Raw genomic sequence first — 17,076 nt, 5'->3', positions numbered from 1 at the left:
GGCGTATTCAGAACCAGCGATGCTGGAGCCACCTGGATGACGGTCGGTAACGGGCTCGATGGCGATAGTCTGGTTGTATTTAGCCTGCTGGCCGATACCCGTGGCAATCTGTTTGCCTACACCAAGGCGGGCAATTTCAAGTTGGCCCGCGACAGCAAAAACTGGGTGAAAAGCAATATGGGCTTGGGCAATATTGTTGCCGAAAAACTGGCGGTCGATGGGCGCGCCGTTTATATGGCTGGCCCCGCTGGTTTGTTTAAGAGCACGGACGGCGGAGGTGGTTGGAGGCAAGTTGGCAGTAGTTCAACCGTCATAACCGACTCCCTGCTTGCGGCGGGAGGTGTGCTTTATTTTGGTGTTAGCCAAAGCCTGGATGGCAGTGCATCCTGGAGTACGCGGGGCGGGCTCGGCGCTTATCGCATTACTGCCTTGGCCGATGACGGCCGTGGCAGCACCTATGCCTCCGCGGTGGGATGGTGGGATGGTTTCTGGGGAGAAGGCGTCTACATGCTTCGCAGCGGTTCAGGGGCTTGGAAGCCTGTCAATAGTGGGCTCGGTGAATTTTCTTTACCAAACTATGCCAACCCGATATTCAGCGTGCTCGCCTTCGATCGGCAGGGCTCGCTCTATGCCGCCGGTTCGCGCCTTTTCAAGCGGGCAAGCGGCACTGAGCAGTGGAAGGCGCTCGATAGCAGCCCGTTCAAATTTGTCAGCAGCATGGTATTCGATCGCGCGGGCGCCATCTTTGCCGGCGATACCAAGATCGGTGTGTTCAAAAGCCGCGATGGTGGCCTGAGCTGGACAGCAATGAATCATGGCCTGGAGGGCAATGCGCTCAGTATTCAGGCGCTGGCGCTGGACAGCCGTGGCCGCCTGTATGCGGGCACCTGGGGCGCCGGAGTGTGGCAAAGCGTCGATGGCGGCGCCAGCTGGACTGCACTGAATCGGGGGCTGCGGGGCTTGGCCTTGAATGTGCATGCTCTGGCGGTGGATGGCGATGACACGCTTTATGTTGGTGGTGAGGGCGGCGTATTCCAGCTCAAGTCCACGGCGCCGGCCAGTACCTGGTCGGCGAAACTAACGCCAAGTGGCGCGCTGACCAGCCAGACCCTGAACCTGGATTTTGCGCCGCTGGCTATCGATAACGGGCGAGCTGGCTGTGTCTTTGTCGGCGCGGCGGTGCAAGACCAATTGTTTCTGCTGGGAAGCAAGGGCTGGCAGCCCTACGCCGGTGATAATCCGACGCCATTTCGCAGCGGGCCACTTGGCGCCACCCAAGCAACCCTGGTGAATCAGCTCAATCTCACTGGCCTCGCCGGTACGCCGGTTTACGCCGGCTATGGTCAGGGCGATTCCCCGGCTGATTGCCTGACCGATATGCTGCAGAGCCGCAGCTATCGTCAGCTGTTTACCGTTCAGTGAGGCCATTGGCCGCTGCTGCCATGGTGGCGTGCGGCTCGATGGTGGCCCACTGTGCAGAGGTGCAACCTGTGGATTATGCCGGCCACGTATAACAAGGGCGCCATCGGCGCCCTTGTTGTTTGCTACTTGCCCAGCACCGTTGGATAGGGCGGCGCAGTCTTGCTGGCGACCGGCTTGGCAGATTTGAGCTGCTGCATTACTTCGGTCACCGCTGCCTCCAGCTGGGTATCGCGGCCGGCGTTGACGGCCAGCGGGTCCAGTTCCACTTCCATGTCCGGCGCTACCCCCTCGTTTTCCACCCGCCACTCGCCATCTGGCGTGAAGAAGCGGAAGAAGGGCACGGTGAGGAAGCCGCCATCGATCAAGGGCGGATTGGCCGAGATGCCGATCAGGCCGCCCCAGGTTCGGGTGCCGATGGTTTTGCCCAAACCCAGGCGCTTGAAGCCATAGGGGAAGAAGTCGCCGCCGGAGCCGGCGTCCTGGTCGATCAGCAAGGCTTTGGGGCCATGGTTGGCGCCGGACGGGGTGTTGAACACCTGGCCGTCGCGGTCTTTCCAGCCGGCCAGGTGCTTGCGGCTCAGCGTTTCCAGCACATAGTTGGCTGCCTGGCCGCCGCTATTGCGCCTGTCGTCGATCACCAGCCCTTCCTTGTCGATCTGGGCAAAGAACATGCGGTTGAAATAGGCAAAGCCCTGGTCTGCCGTGTCGGGCAGGTAGATATAGCCGAGCTTGCCGCCGCTGAGTCGCTCGACCTCGCTGCGGTTGTGCTCGATCCACGTCCACTGGCGCAAGCTGGCTTCATTGGCGATTGGCACCACGGTAACGTTGCGCGCCGGCTTGCCGTCGCGGGCAATGGTCAGGGTGGTGGGTTTGTCGGCTGTGCCTTCCAGGTAGGCAAAGATATTGCTGCGGGCATCGAGGGCGCGGCCATTGATGGCCGTGATCGCGTCGCCCTCGGCCACATCCAGCCCCGGCATGGCCAAGGGGGCAACCAGGAAGGGGTTCCAGGCATCGCCACGGTAGATCTTGCTGATACGGTACTGGCCGTTCTCGATGCGGAAGTCGGCACCGAGCAAGCCGGTCGCGGTACTGCGTTCGCTGTACACATCGCCGCCGCCCACCCGGTTATGGCCGACCTGTAGCTCGCCTATCATCTGCACCAGCAAGTCATTGAGGTCTTCGCGGCGCTGCACATGGGCCAGCATTGGTGCATAGCGTGCGCGCACTGCCGCCCAGTCAAGGCCATGCAGCTTCGGGTCGTAGAAGTAATCGCGCTCATGCCGCCACACTTCATCGAAGATCTGCTGCCATTCCTGACGCGGATCGATCAGGGCGCGCAAGCCGGCCACATCAACCGGCTTGGCATCGTATTTTTCTCCAGCATCGCCGACTTCGTAGCGCCCCTCGCCCAGTTTGACCAGCCACTTTTTGCGATCTGCGCTGAGCTGCAGGTTTTGCACGCCGTTCTTGAGCAGTTTTTCTTCGCGATTGTCGAGGCTGTAACGATACAACTCGCTATTGCCACCATCCTTGGCGGACGGTGCCTCTTCGATGGTGCCGGGTTGGCGCTGCACCAGATAGTAGAGCGCGCCATCGGCGCCGACCGACAGATCGTCGTAATTGCGGCGTGGTACGGGAATCGGTACCAGACGGCCGGCGAGGCCAGCCAGGTCAACGCGGGTATGCGCCTTGTCGCCCTTGTCTGCCTTGTCGTCCTTGCCGGCTTTATCGCCCTTGCCATCGCCAGCCGCCTTTGGTGACTCTTCATCGCCGGTTTTCGGCGGCAGCGGCGAGCGGCCATTGGCGCTCAGTACCAGGGCGAAGATGCCCTCGCGCAAGGGGCGTTCCTGGGTGGACATATCCAGCGTTTCGCGGCTGGGGCCGGCATCGATCGACGCGGTGAAATACAGATAGTCGTTGCCGCCAAATACCGGGTGATCGGTCTGCACCAGGGTCTCGGCCACATTGACCGCCTGCTTGCTGGCAAAGCTGTACAGGCGCACCCGGGTAAAGGTGTTTTCGCCCTTGATCGTATAAGCCAGCCATTGGCCGTCGGGTGAAAACACCGGGTTGAAGCGGCCGCGGCGGCGGCTGCTGTCGATCAGGCTCAGCTCGCCCTTGCCGAGCTCCATGGCATACAGATTCAGGTGATTGTCCTGCAATACCACCTTGCTGCCATCCGGCGCATAGGCCAGCAAGGCGAAATGGCCGTCGTGCCGTATCGGCAGCTGGCGTGGCGCTTCCAGACCGGCAGCATCGCGCAATACCAGCGACTGGCGCCCGCCTTCGTCGCTGAGCCAGGCCAGCTGCTTGCCGTCTTCGCTCCACAGCGCGTCTGATTCGCGCACGCCCGAGCTATTGCTCAGATTGCGCACCATGCCTTCCTTGACCGGCACGCTGAATACCTCGCCGCGCGCGGTAAACAGCACGCGCTTTCCATTGGGCGAGAGCTGGGCCGAGCTGATGGTCTTGCTCGCGTCCTTCCACTGTGGCCGCGCCTGGATGGCCTGGCTCGCCAGCATGATCGGCAAGGCCTTGGCCTCCCCGCTGCCGACGTCGAGTGACTTCAGCTCGCCGGCCACCTCGTAGACGATGGTGTTACCAAAGGCGGCTGCGCTGCGTACATCCCATACCGTTTCATGGGTAAGTTGGCGTAAGGTCTTGCTGGCGCGCTGGTAGAGAAACAGATTGGCGGCGCCATCGTTGCGGTCGGAAATAAACGCAATATCGTTGCCCACCCACATCGGCCGGAAGTCGGACGCATTGACATGCGGCAGCTTGTCGAGCGTATTGGCTTGTTTATCCAGCACCCAGATCGGCGGCGTATTGCCGCCACGGTGCTGGCGCCAGCCGCTTGGGCCGGCATAGGCCTTGATATAGGGCCGGTAGGCGAGCAGCTTGCCGTCGCTTGACCAGGCGCCTTCGGCGGCAAGCGCCTTCATCACCTTTTGCTCGTAACCGCCATCGAGCGCCACTTCATACAGCTGCTCGCTGCGGCCATTGCCCACCTCGCGGTTCGAGGTAAACAACACCCGCTTGCCATCGGCGCTCCAGCCAGTCACGCGGTCGGCGCCAGGGTGCCAGGTAAGCCGGCGCGGCTGGCCGCCTTCGACCGCAATCACATAGACATCGACGTTATTGTCGTAACCGGCCGAGAAGGCGATCCATTTGCCATCGGGCGAGAAATGCGGCGCCACCTCGCTGGCCGGGTGGCTGGTCAGCCGGACCGGATGCTGGCCCTGGCGATTGCTGAGCCAGATATCGCCGGCGTAGACAAAGGCAAGGTGGTCTTTCGAAATGGCTGGCTGGCTGATCAGCTTGGTCGGCTCAGCCAAGGCCGGGTAGCTAGCGCCAAGGCAAAGCAGCGCGATGGTGAGTGTACGGAGGGTAAACGGGCGGCGTGGCATGGTGTAGTGCGCATCCTCAAACGGAACTGCGGTTGGTATCCAGTGGTGCTGCATGATCGCCGGCAGGCGAGATCATCGGCTTGACAGATCGAGCGGGCACACATCATAGCGCGGCCCTTGCCGCGGCAAATCGCCATCAGGGCAAATGCCGGCAGGCATGCCTAAGCCGTTGCGCCTATGTCATCGTCGCAAAGCGCGCAGCCATTGCGCAGGGCTTTTGCGACGAATCGGCGACATATGGATATGAAGCCGGCCAAGGCTGGTACGAGTATCGACGGATTAGGCAAGCCGCGAAATCACAATGCCCTCCGCGACATCGATGGATGGGGCGGCAAATACTGGTATCGCGCGCGGATTCCCTGCCGGTGAATGTCTGTTTTGGAGCGAAATCGCTCCAGATCGCCCTGGGCAAGCAGGGTCTAGCCATCGAGCAAGGCGGCGATGCGTTGGCGCAGGTGTTGGTGCTCGGTGGCATCGAGCTGGCCGAGCATGCCGTGGCGCTCGGCCGGCAAATGCGCCGTTGCCGCCTCGGCCGGGCCGAAAATGTAGTGCTCGAACAGGCCCGCCCAGGCACGGCGCTCGGCCGGTGGCAACTGGCGCAGGCACAGCACCGCGTGCCAGAGCGCACCAAGCGCCGAGTCTGGTTGCTGGCCCCGGCTGTCTTGCCGCCACCAGTAGTTGATCAGGATATTCAATGGCTCGAGCGAGCTGACATGGTGCCACCACAGCGGCGGGATATAGATAGCGTCGCCCGGTGCCAGCTCGGCCACCAGGGCGGCGTCGAGCGCCTGTCTAAAGCGCGGGAAGCGGTCGAAATCAGGTTGGGCAAAGTCGACTAGGCTGATCGGTGTATTGGTAGGCGCCAGATCCAGCGGCCCAAGGTAGAGATTGGCCAGCTGGTCCGGAGGGAACAGGGTGAAACGACGCCGGCCGGCGCCGCAGCAGGCGATATTGTGCGATTCGTCAAAATGGGCCGGCGTAACGATGGCATTGCCCAGCCAGATACGCGGGCTGACGGCCGGATCAAGCAGGGGCATCGGCAGGGCGGGCAGCAAGCCCGGCAGGCAGTCGGCAATCGGCGCACTTTGGGCGGCCAGTGCTGGCGGCTCGGAAAAATGCGAATAGCGCGCCAGCTGTTCGATGATCTTGCGCAGCGGCAGCCGGTTGCGGACGAAATTGAAGGCGCTGAGTCCGGCATCCAGCCCCAGTCGCCCATGCTGGTCGGGCGCCAGCAGTACCGCATCGACTGGCTGCGCATTGGCGTGTTGCAATAGATAGCTGCACGCCTGGGCGGCCGATTCGCGCGCCAGCCGGACCAGTGGCCATTGCTCCACCAGGCCCTGCAAAATGGCCGGCTGTTGCAAGGGCAGGATCTGCTCGCGAAACAGCGTGGTATCGACGTGTTGCCAGACGGTAATGGCGCGCATGGGGCGCTCCTTGGGAAGACGGTGCTGCAGCTTTGCTGAGTCAGCAAGCGGCGTAAAGGGCTCCACCGGTATCAATAAAAAAAGCGCGGTAGCGCCGGCTTTCGCCATTGTCTAACCGCGCCAGCGAGGAGTGATTCGATTGCTGCAAGTCACGGTATCGTGGCTTGCTCGTTCTGACGCAAGTCGCAGCTCATTCCGACTGCTCAAGCCTGCCGCGTGCCCGATGGCACAGTCGGGTTGAAACCCGACCTACGTCCTGCTGGATAACGAACTCAACATCTTGAACCACAGAGGACAGAGGGGCGCAGAGCAAGGCGAGCCAGGTCGGAATTCATTCCGACAATATCGCTGCCGCTTCAGCCCCGGGTTCCCCGGGGCCGGCGCCTGCCGATTTACCTATCCGCAATGCTCGGCACTGTCGCCCTCGCACCCGCCAGGGTGCGGTCCCCCCCTCAGCGGCGGGGGCGGAGGGGGAGGAATCAAACAGCAAAGCGCCTCCATCTACCTCACTGCCAGTTCAGCCCCGGGTTCCCCGGGGCTGGCGCCTGCCGTCTTACCCATCCGGACCAGCCGATACGACCACCCACGCACCCATCCGGGTGCGGTCCCCCCGCAGCGGCGGGGGCGGAGGGGGAGGGATCAAACAGCAAAGCGCCTCCATCTACCTCACTGCCAGTTCAGCCCCGGGTTCCCCGGGGCCGGCGCCTGCCGTCTTCCCCATCCACGACGCCAATTACACCATCAGAACTTGATATGCGCGTTCAGATAGTACTGGCGACCATTGCGATAGAAGGCGCGTGGGCGGTTCTTGTTTTCGCTGTAGTACTTCAGCGTCGGGTTGTTCAGGTTCTGGCCGTCCAGCGTGAATGACAGCCGGTCGCTGAACTTGTAGCCCAGTGAAGCCGACAAGGTGCCGACGCCATCCTGGTAGTAGGCCTGGCTACGATCGATGCCGCTGAAGTATTCGGAGCGGTAGTTGTACTGGATGCGGGCGTTGAAGGTGTCGTCCTCGTAATAGGCATTGAGGTTGTACACATGCTTGGAGTTGCCATTGAGCGGACGGCCATCGTCTTCACGACCATCGGCGAAGGTGTAATTGGCGCCGGCACCGAAGTTGCCCCAGATCGGTTGCTCCCAGGCCAGCTCTACGCCATGCACCGAGCCGGAGATATTGACCGGTACGGTCAGGTCATACAGCGCCATTACGCCGTTCGGGAACTGCTTGTTGCTGGTCAGCAGCGGTACGGTCATGGTGCCGAAGCCGACATAGGACTGCAGGTCCATCACGAATACCGAGGCCGACACCAGCGAACGTGGCGCGAAGTAGTACTCGAGCGACATATCGAAGTTATTGGCCCGTACCGGCTTGAGCAGCGGATTGCCGCCACTGCCGCTGCCGCGCTGCACGGTATTGCCGGCGGCATCGAGGGTCGGCACTTCGCCGGTGGCGATGGAGGAGGCCAGCGAGCCATAGTCGGGCAGGGTCATGGTCTTGGATACGCCAAAACGCGCCACCAGATGCTTGGTCAGATCGACCTTGAGGTTCAGGCTGGGCAGCACGTCGGTGTAGCTGTTATCGACCGAACGCTGGGCAAAGGCGCCAAACGCGGTGACCGCATTGACGGCGGCAGGGTTGTCGGCCGATACGCTGTAGTTTTGCCGTACATGCTCACGGGTATGCACCAGGCGCAAGCCGACATTGCCGCTCCAGTTGTCACCTTCGAATTTGCCCTCGACATAGGCGGCCGAGCGCTTTTCCTTCAGATAGGCCTCAAGGCCCCAGTCTTCGCGGTCATTGCCCTTGCCATTGTTGACGCCACGATAGGCAAACTTGCTGTTGAAGGCGTGCAGCGCCTCCGGTGTGTAGTAGTAAACGGTATTGGGGAAGTTGCCGCCGAAGCTGCTGATCGTATAGGTGCCGAATTGTTGCGGCCATTGCGCGCTATCCCACACGCTGGCAGTACAGGTGAAGTTGACGAAGGGCGAGTTGTTCGGCGCGCCGGCGCAGCCAGGGCGCTGCCCGATCACCGTGCCCTGGTTGCCTTTTTCGTGTTCGGCAAAGCGGATGCCGCCGAGCACCTCGGTCAACAGGCCATAGTCGGCCTTGAAGGCGCCGTCGATCTGCGCCCAGCGATCGGTATCCTTCACATCGATACCCATATCGCCCCACATCCAGTCGAGGCCGCCGCTGTGCGATGCACCGGGAGCCTTGCTGTTGGCTCCGTTCATGGTCCAGTTGATGGCTGAATTGAGGCCATTCATCGAGTAGGACGAGCCGGTGCCGATGCCGAAGTCTTCCTGGAACATATCCTGGGTCGGGGTCTTGCTGTGGCCGACTGATTGACCCAGCTGGCCGGACAGGCGGAACCGGTCATTGATGCGCCACTTGAAGTCGCCGGCGACATAGTTCGAGCTGGCCGATTCGTCCGGGCGGTAGATCATGTCGTATTCACCCTGGAAGGTCTTGGGTGCAGCCGGGAAGGTCATCGAGGTGATCACCCCGTTGCTCAGGGTGTAGGAAGTTGGCGTGACCGGCTTGCCGCCCACGCCATTCACTACCCAGTCCGGCCGGTACAGGTAGTTGCGGTTGTAATTGGGTGCGTCGAGATTGGAGAAGTAGCCGTTCAAGCCCAGGGTCAGGTCGGCATTGGGCTTGTATTGCACATCGAACACGCCGCCCTTGCGGGTACGGGTCTGCTCGAACAGGGTGGTGCCGATGTTGTAGGGGTAGACCGAACCGACCAGGGCCGGGATCGCCTTGCCCAGTGCCGAATCGGCGGTCACCTTGTTGTAGCCTAGTGTTTCCTGGCCTTCGCGGCGCAGATGGCGTTTTTCCGAGAAGCCTTGCACCAGCACGCCAAAGGTATTGCTGTCGTTCTTCCAGTTGAACAGGGCATTGAACTGCGGATCGGTTTTTTTCGGCAGGTCGGCATACACCGCGCCGATCGAGGCTTCACCGGTCAGCTGCTTTTTGAATTCCAGCGGGCGACGGGTAAGGATATCGACATTGCCGGCGGTGCCGCCTTCGACAAATCTTGCTTCAGAGCCCTTGTGTACCACTACCTGCTGTACCAGCTCGGACGGCAGCAGTGAGTAACTGACACTACGTCCCACTTGCGAGCCACCCTGATTCAGCACGAACCAGTCGCCGGACGACACATTGTGGCCATTGATCAGGGTCTGGGTCAGGCTGGGGCCGGTGCCGCGCATGCTGACCCGGTCGTTTTCATCAAAGCCGCCTTCGGTAGCGCCGGCCGAGCTGATGGTGACGCCGGCCACGCGGGCCAGCGAATCGGCCACATTCTTGTCCGGCATCTTGCCGATATCTTCGGCGCTGATCACTTCCACATGCGAATCGGCATTGCGCTTGGCGGCAATGGCGTTCTGCTTGGATGCCCGAATGCCGGTCACGGTAATCTGTTCGGCCTGGTTGTCGGCTGCCTGGGCGCTTATGCCCAGCAAGGCAAGTGCGACGGCAGAAGCAATGGGTGTTGGCTTGATCTTCACGTAATGTCCCCTACTTTGTTGGCCGCGCATGCTGCTCACTGGCCGGTTTATGAACGTGGCTAAAACCCTGGCTTGCCGCATTGGCTTTCCATGCTTTTGGGGGCGGCAGGCCTATCGAAAATCCGTAATACCACTGTAGGATAAGTTAAATACCAATGGTATTCAACAGGTTTAAGTGGTGTTGTGAAAATGGTACTTGAGTAATACCACTTTGCAGTTTCAGGCGAAGCGCTTCGCTAAGTGGCCAGTAGTAAAGCCACTTTTCGCGGTATGGAAGGAGGGTGGAAGGTGGTCGGCTAATACCAGTGAATCAAAAACTGTGCATCAGACCAGGCAGGCTGCCTTGTGTGTATGGCGAATTGCAACGCCCTGTGCATCAAACGCTAACACCGTCTGACTGGCCGGATGCAGGCTGCCAAGATCGCCACGTTTCGGCGCACTGGTATTGCCGGCAATGCTGAAAGCCAGCTGCTCGCTACAGCCAGCGTGGCTGGCATAGACAATCTGCTCGCCGCCGAGATGCTCGACCAGCTCGATGCGCACCGGAATGCCGGCGTCTGCCGGGCCGGCCTGCCAGGACAGGTTCTCGGGCCGGATGCCGAGGGTGATTGCGGCGCCTGCCGGATGATCGAGCTTGCAGTTCAATACCAGTTTGCTGCCACCTGCCAGCAGGGCTACCGTGCCGGCCTCGCCATGGCAGGCGATGCTGGCCGGCAGGAAGTTCATCTTGGGCGAGCCGAGAAAGCCCGCTACAAACAGATTGGCTGGCCGCTCATACAGCTCCAGCGGCGTGCCGACCTGCTCGATGCGACCGGCGTTGTATACGGCAATGCGGTCCCCCAGGGTCATCGCTTCGACCTGATCGTGGGTGACGTAGATCATGGTGGTGGCCAGCTCTTCATGCAGGCGCGCCAATTCAATCCGCATCTGCACCCGCAGGGCGGCATCGAGGTTCGACAAGGGTTCGTCAAACAGGAATACCTGAGGGGTGCGCACAATGGCGCGCCCAATGGCAACCCGCTGCCGCTGGCCACCCGACAGCGCCTTGGGCTTGCGATCGAGCAGATGGCTGATCTGCAGGATGTTGGCGGCGCGCTCCACTGCCTCATCGATGGCGGCCTTGCTGTGCTTGGCCAGCTTGAGGGCAAAGCCCATGTTTTCGCGCACCGTCATATGCGGATACAGCGCATAGCTCTGGAACACCATGGCCACGCCGCGCTGCGCCGGCGGCACCTCGTTCACCTGCCTGTCGCCAATATGCAGGCTGCCGCCGCTGATTTCCTCAAGGCCGGCAATCATGCGCAAGGTGGTGGATTTGCCGCAGCCCGATGGCCCGACAAACACCATGAACTCGCCATCGCGGATGTCCAGATCAATACCCTTGATGATCTCGTTGCCGTCGTCATAGGTCTTGCGCAGTTGTTGCAGCTTCAGTGCGGCCATGATGCTTCCTTGAGAATACCGTCGGATGGATCAATCAAGCGGGGCGGGCAAGCTGCCGGTCGCTTCGATTTCGCCCTTCAGCCAGGCGATCACCGCATCCAGCGCTGGCGGTGCAAAGCCATAGCTGATCAGGGCCGGGCAGGGCAGGTCGGCGGCGGCATAGGGGTTCCACAGCGCCAGATGCAGATCCGGCCGCCACTGGGCGCGCTCGGCTTCGCCGTAGCGGGCGCGGGTATTCGAGGCGACGATGGTGAATACCCCGTCGCCGGACCATTGCGACCAATTCACTGCGCTGCGCTGGTCGTAAGCCACCACATCCAGCGCATACAAGGGCGCCAGGCGGGCGATCAGTACGCTGGCGGGCAGGCCGGGTTCCGATACGCCGTCCGATGGCGCATCGGCCTGGATGATCAGGCGCAACTTCCCGCCCAGAGCGGGACGGCGTGCCTCGCCGTGCAGGGTGAGGGCGCGGCGCCAGGCGCTGGCAAACAGGGCGGCATCGGCGGCCTGCTGCGCATCGCTGTAGTCGCGCTGCACCGAGGGGAAGCGGGCAATCATGGCGCTGACCCGGCTATCGGCCTGTTGCAGCCGCGCCTGCGTGAGCTCACCTGCTTCCACCGCTTCGATCAAGGCTTGGTAGGACGCGGCCATTTCATCCTGGTATTGCAACACCAGCGACAGGTCGGCGCCGGCCTGCAGCGCCATCACCGAGCCCTGTGCCTGGCCCCAGCGCTCGCGGATCGCCTTCATATTCATGCCGTCGGTAATGGTCACGCCGGCATAGCCCCATTCATCGCGCAGCAGGGTTTGCAGGATGGCGGGCGACAGAGTGGCCGGACGCTCGCTGTCAAAGGCCGGGAACACGATATGGGCGCTCATCAGGCCCGGTGTCTGCTGGATCAGTGCGTGAAACGGCGACAACTCGTATTGCGCGATGGCGGCGCGAGTTTTATCGACCACCGGCAAGGCCAGATGCGAGTCGGTATGGGTGTCGCCATGGCCAGGGAAGTGCTTGACGCAGGTGGCTACCCCTTCGCCGAGATGGCCGGCCATCCAGGCGCCAGCGAGGCGCGACGCCTTGTCCGGGTCGGCGCCGAAGCTGCGCTCGGCTATCACCGGGTTGCGCGGATTGTTGTTCAAGTCCAGCACCGGGGCGTAATTCCAGTTCACCCCGAGCGAAGCCAGACCACGGGCGATGGCGGCGCCGACCTGATAGGCCAGGGTTTCGTCGCCAATGGCGCCCAGCGCCATGGCGCTCGGTGCGGCCGGCATAAACAGGGTGCGCATCACTGCACCGCCTTCCTGATCGATGCCGATCAATACCTCGTCGCCAAGGGTGGCTTTCAGGTCGGCAATCAGCTGGCGGGTGGAAGCGGCGCTGCTGACATTGCGGCGAAACAGGCAGATGGCGCGGATATGGTGCTGGCGCAGAAAGTCGGCTTCGGCGGCGCTGAGGCGCTCGCCTGCCAGGTCGACCATCAGGGCGCGGCCGGCAAGGCGGGCAATGGCTGGGTTCATGATTGGAATCTCGCTATGGGCAAATCGGGGCGCCTATTTCACCGCGCCATCAAAGCCGCGCAGGAAGAAGCGTTGGGTAAACAGGAAGACCAGCAGCATCGGCAGTACGGTCAGCACCGCGCCGGCGGCCACCACCCGGGTTTTCGAGCTGAAGGCGCTGGACAGGTATTGCACGCCGACGCTGAGCGGGAAGTTATCGGGATTGGTCATCACTACCGACGGCCAGATGTACTGGTTCCAAGCCGCCACCATGGTGAGAATGGTCAGTGCGCCGAGCGCCGGCCGGGTCAGCGGCAGGGCGATCTTCCAGAAGATCTGCCACTCGTTGGCGCCGTCGATACGGGCGGCGTCGATCAGGTCGCCCGGTATCGCATCGAAAGCCTGCTTCATCATGAAGATGCCCACTGCACCGGCCAGATTGGGCAGGACCACGCCGGCAATGGTGTCGATCAGATTGAACTTGGCGATGGTGATGAAGTTCACCAGAAAGTTGATCTCGGCCGGCAGGATCATGGTGGCGATCACCGCGCCGAATACCAGGCGCTTGCCGGCAAATTCCATGCGCGACAGGGGCCAGGCGGCCAGGCTGCAGATCACCAGGGTGCCGGCCACGGTGGCCAGCGCGATCAGGATCGAGGTCTTGTAGAACGCCAGCAGATTGATGGTGCGAAATACTTCGATAAAGTTGATGAGGCTGACATCGTGCGGCAGCAGCGGCGGCGGAAAACTGTAGATATCGCCGCTGGTGGATAGCGCGGTGATCAGCGTCCACCAGAACGGGTAGATGGTGAGCAGCGCCAAAAGGCACAGCAGCAGATAGTGCGGTATAGGTTTGGCTGCGCGGCGTAGCCGCAGGCTGGTGCTGATACTCGGGGCAGCTGCCCGGTTTGCGGGCGATGCGGAAATCAGCGGGGCGGTGGTATCGGTCATCGGTTTACCTGTGTGCTGGGCCATGATTTCGGTGCGTCTCAGCGACGAGCATCCTTGCCTTGCAGAAAGCGGAAATTGAGCCAGGCCAGGGCGATACAGAAGGCCGACATCACCAGGCTGGCCGCCAGCGCCCGGCCGAACTTGAGCTCCTGAATGCCGAATTTGTAGGCGTAGAACAGCACGGTATAGGTGGACTGCGCCGGGCCACCATCGGTCATGATCTGCACTTCCTCGAAGGCCTTCACCGCGGCGAGCATCGACATCAGGGAGCACAGCAAGATGGTGGGCGCCAGCTGCGGCACGGTGATGCGCCAGAAGCGCTGCCAGGCATTGGCGCCGTCGAGCACGGCGGCTTCGTAGATATCGCCGGGAATGGCTTGCAAACCGGCAAGGTAGAGCACCATATACCAGCCCAGACCGCGCCAGATGGTGATGAACATCACGGCAAACAGGGCGATGCGATCGTCGGTGAGAATGCCGATCGGCTCGTCGATCAGGCGCAGGGCTTTCAGCACGCCATTGAGGGCAACCGTCAGTGCGCCGCCATCGGCGCTGTACATAAAGTTCCAGATCACCCCGACCACCGAGACGGCAGTCACCACCGGCACATAGTAGGCGGCACGGAACAGCTTGATGCCGGGCAGCTGGTTGTTGACCAGCACCGCCAGCACGATCGCCAGGATCTGGATGATGGGCACTACCAGCAGATACAGCGCCGAGTTTTTCAGCGACAGGAAAAACAGCTCTTCGTTGAACAGCTCGTGAAAATTGGCCAGCCCGACCCATTGCGGCGGGTCAATCAGATTGAACTTGGTAAATGCGATAAACGAGCCAAAGCCGACCGGCCAGAAAGAGAACACCGCCAGCAGGATCAGGGCCGGCGCCAGGAACAGATAGGCAGTGCGGGTGGTGGGCGCTTGTTGGGCCACGATGCGGCTTCCTTCGGAGTTGTATCGGCAGGCAGCAGTAGTGCGACTTCGGGTGGTACAGGTGCTATCAGCGGCTAAGCTTTTTGTTCCAGAACGCCACCGCTTCATCGAGCGCCTGTTTGGCATCCTTGCGGCCGGTTACCGCCTGCTCGACCGCTGACGATAATTTGGTCGACAACAGCTCGGCATCAGGTACGCCAGATAGATAAATGGTGCGCACCTGGTGCAGATTCTTGACCGCAGCAATCAGCGCCAGCTCGGCCGCGCCAGCCTTGGCCGGCGCCTGATGGAAGTAAGGGTCGGCGGCGGCTGCGCGGGCGGTGGGCAGGGTGCCGGCCTGGCGAGCAAAGGCCAGCTGGTTGGCGCTATTGGTCAGGAAGCTGGCCAGCTTGCCGATCTCCGGCAATAGCTTGGCATCGACGTTTTTCGGTACCACATAGGTGAACTGCCAGCCGCCCGCCGCCATGCCGGATGGCGACAGCGGCACCGGCGCGACGGCGGTGTTTTGGTAAACGGTGGGGGCATCATCGCGCACCCGGCCCAGCGCGGCCGGCACGGTGACCAGCATGGCCATGCGGCCGCTGCTATAGGCGGCCATCGACAGCTGGAAATTGTCCTGGGCAAACAGGCCGTCCTTGAGCAAGGCGCCGCTGCGGTAGGCGTCGGCCAGCTTTTGCACCAGTGCCACATGGGCGGGGGAATTGAATACCGCCCGGCCATTCTTGATGACATCCAGTCCTTCTTGCGCCAGCAGGCCTTCCAGCTTGGTGGGGCCCAGGGTGGGGGCAAAGCCGGCGACGCCGGTTTTGGCCTTGATCTGCTTGGCAATACTGATCTGCTCGTCCAGCGTGCCGGGCGCCTTGGCTGGATCAAGGCCGGCCGCCTTGAATAGCGCGGTGTTATAGGCAATGACATTGGCGCCGTTGTAGAACGGCACCGCCCAGGTGTGGCCGTCATAGCTCACGTCAGCCAGCGCGCCGGGCAGGTAGAGCTGGCGGTCGATCAGCTGGTCAACCGGCTGGATCAGTCCGTTGAGATGGTATTCATAGGCCCAGGGCACATCCATATTTGCCAGTGCTGGTGGGCGCCCGGCGGCAATGGCGGCGGTGAATTTCGGGCGGATCACATTCCAGGGGTAGTCGATCCATACCACTTCCACATTCGGCTGGCTGGCGTTGTACTGCGCCACCAGGCCCTGGAAATAACCGTTGAACTTGGGCGCGAGGCTCTGCGTCCAGAATTCCAGCCGCTGCCGATCGGCCTTGGCCTGCGCTGGCAGAACCAGGCTGGTGATCAGCAGGGCGGCAAGGGCGAGTGTTTGGCGGCGCATGGCTGGGGCTCTTCGGGTGGCTGACGCTTAATGGGTCAGCGTGACCTTGTTCAGATGGCGTGGCTGGTCGGGGTTGAAACCACGTGCACGGGCCAGTGCCTCCACCATCGGGTAGAAGGCGGCAATAGCGGCCAGTGGGTCCAGCTCCGGGCAGGGGCCTAGCGGCAGGGTCAGCTCGCGCTCGGCGATATCGGTGGGGGCGGCCAGTAATACCTTGGCGCCACGGGCACGCATCTCGTTTGCCAGCTTGATCTGGCCGGCTTGTGCCGGGCCGCGCGGGGCGAAGATCAGCAAGGGGTAGCCTTCGTCGATCAGCGCCATCGGGCCATGCTTGATTTCGGCGCCGGAGAAGGCCTCGGCCTGGATGGCGGCGGTTTCCTTGCATTTGAGCGAGGCTTCCAGGGCGATCGGCAGGGTCAGGCCACGGCCGACGATCATGATGCGCTCGGCGTCTTTCAGCGCTTCGACGCCGGCGCTCCAATCCGCCTCCTGCGCGGCAGCCAGTGCATCGGGCAGGGCGGCAAGGCCGGCGAGCAGGCTCCGGTCTTCAGCCCAGTGCGCCACCAGGCGGGCGCCGGCCGACAGGCTGGTGATATAGCTTTTGGTGGCAGCAACCGCGAGCTCCGGCCCGGCTTCCAGCGGCAGGGTCCATTCGGCTGCCTGCGCCAGTGGCGATTCCGGGTCGTTGACCAGGGCGACGGTCTGGGCGCGCCCCTTGCGAAAGCGGCTGATCGGTTCCACCACATCCGGGCTGCGGCCCGATTGCGAGATGGCGACGGCGACGGTGCCGATCACATCGAGTGGCGCGTCATACATGGTGATCAATGACATGGGCAGCGATACCGATAGCCGACCAAGGCGCAGCATGGTCAGGTAGCCCAGATAGGCCGAGGCATGGTCGGAGCTGCCGCGCGCCACGGTGATCATGGCATGCGGGTCGGTATGGCGCAGGCGCGCGCCCAGCTCGGCAAATCGGGCGTCCTGCCGCTCGGCCTGGCGGGCAACGGCGGCGGGGGCTTCGCGCATTTCACGGCTCATCATGCTGGTCACGAATCAGGACTCCAGGGCAATGGCTTCGCCTTCGACGAAGACCGACTTCAGTTTGAGATTACGGTCGAACACCACGATGTCGGCATGGTTGCCCACCTTCAGCTGGCCACGGT

At 62.3% G+C, this 17,076-nt stretch carries 11 protein-coding genes; 1 reads left to right on the top strand and 10 read right to left on the bottom strand.

Annotated elements, in window-relative coordinates:
• Window positions 1-291, bottom strand: a 291-nt coding sequence (locus ACE3OH_RS09030; RefSeq protein ID WP_374351059.1) for a hypothetical protein, incomplete at its 3' end; no start/stop codon positions are given.
• Between the two features lie 306 nt (window positions 292-597).
• On the opposite strand from ACE3OH_RS09030, the gene ACE3OH_RS09025 reads away from it, so the two are divergent.
• A complete protein-coding gene (locus tag ACE3OH_RS09025) occupies window positions 598-1,422 on the top strand; it encodes a WD40/YVTN/BNR-like repeat-containing protein (RefSeq protein WP_374351057.1) in 825 nt (274 codons plus the stop codon).
• A gap of 122 nt (window positions 1,423-1,544) precedes the next feature.
• Here ACE3OH_RS09025 and ACE3OH_RS09020 read toward each other — a convergent pair whose 3' ends face one another.
• The 9 genes from ACE3OH_RS09020 to ACE3OH_RS08980 all read right to left on the bottom strand — a co-directional run bounded on the left by ACE3OH_RS09020 (window position 1,545) and on the right by ACE3OH_RS08980 (window position 16,954).
• Window positions 1,545-4,883, bottom strand: coding sequence for a PDZ domain-containing protein (locus tag ACE3OH_RS09020; RefSeq protein WP_374351054.1), 3,339 nt, complete (start codon window positions 4,881-4,883; stop codon window positions 1,545-1,547).
• A 365-nt stretch (window positions 4,884-5,248) separates the two neighbouring features.
• Window positions 5,249-6,256, bottom strand: a complete 1,008-nt coding sequence (locus tag ACE3OH_RS09015; RefSeq protein ID WP_374351052.1) for a cupin-like domain-containing protein — start codon at window positions 6,254-6,256, stop codon at window positions 5,249-5,251.
• A gap of 741 nt (window positions 6,257-6,997) precedes the next feature.
• Window positions 6,998-9,763 (bottom strand): TonB-dependent receptor, encoded by a 2,766-nt coding sequence (locus tag ACE3OH_RS09010; protein WP_374351050.1) that lies wholly within the window; start codon window positions 9,761-9,763, stop codon window positions 6,998-7,000.
• Between the two features lie 324 nt (window positions 9,764-10,087).
• A complete protein-coding gene (locus ACE3OH_RS09005) occupies window positions 10,088-11,206 on the bottom strand; it encodes an ABC transporter ATP-binding protein (protein WP_374351048.1) in 1,119 nt (372 codons plus the stop codon).
• A 30-nt stretch (window positions 11,207-11,236) separates the two neighbouring features.
• Window positions 11,237-12,724, bottom strand: coding sequence for a beta-N-acetylhexosaminidase (nagZ, locus tag ACE3OH_RS09000; RefSeq protein WP_374351046.1), 1,488 nt, complete (start codon window positions 12,722-12,724; stop codon window positions 11,237-11,239).
• A 33-nt stretch (window positions 12,725-12,757) separates the two neighbouring features.
• On the bottom strand, window positions 12,758-13,654 hold the full coding sequence (locus ACE3OH_RS08995) for a carbohydrate ABC transporter permease (RefSeq protein WP_374351044.1): 897 nt from the start codon (window positions 13,652-13,654) through the stop codon (window positions 12,758-12,760).
• A gap of 38 nt (window positions 13,655-13,692) precedes the next feature.
• On the bottom strand, window positions 13,693-14,583 hold the full coding sequence (locus ACE3OH_RS08990; RefSeq protein WP_374351042.1) for a carbohydrate ABC transporter permease: 891 nt from the start codon (window positions 14,581-14,583) through the stop codon (window positions 13,693-13,695).
• A gap of 67 nt (window positions 14,584-14,650) precedes the next feature.
• On the bottom strand, window positions 14,651-15,913 hold the full coding sequence (locus ACE3OH_RS08985; protein ID WP_374351040.1) for an extracellular solute-binding protein: 1,263 nt from the start codon (window positions 15,911-15,913) through the stop codon (window positions 14,651-14,653).
• Window positions 15,914-15,940: 27 nt separating this feature from the next.
• The gene (locus ACE3OH_RS08980; RefSeq protein WP_374351061.1) at window positions 15,941-16,954 is read right to left on the bottom strand and encodes an SIS domain-containing protein; all 1,014 of its coding nucleotides are present in this window, start codon (window positions 16,952-16,954) and stop codon (window positions 15,941-15,943) included.
• Between the last annotated feature and the right edge of the window lie 122 nt (window positions 16,955-17,076).

Source organism: Chitinimonas sp. (assembly GCF_041904975.1).
Classification (GTDB): domain Bacteria; phylum Pseudomonadota; class Gammaproteobacteria; order Burkholderiales; family Chitinimonadaceae; genus Chitinimonas.
Note: the sequence above shows the minus strand (reverse complement) of the source record. Positions and strands in the feature narration are given on the sequence as shown.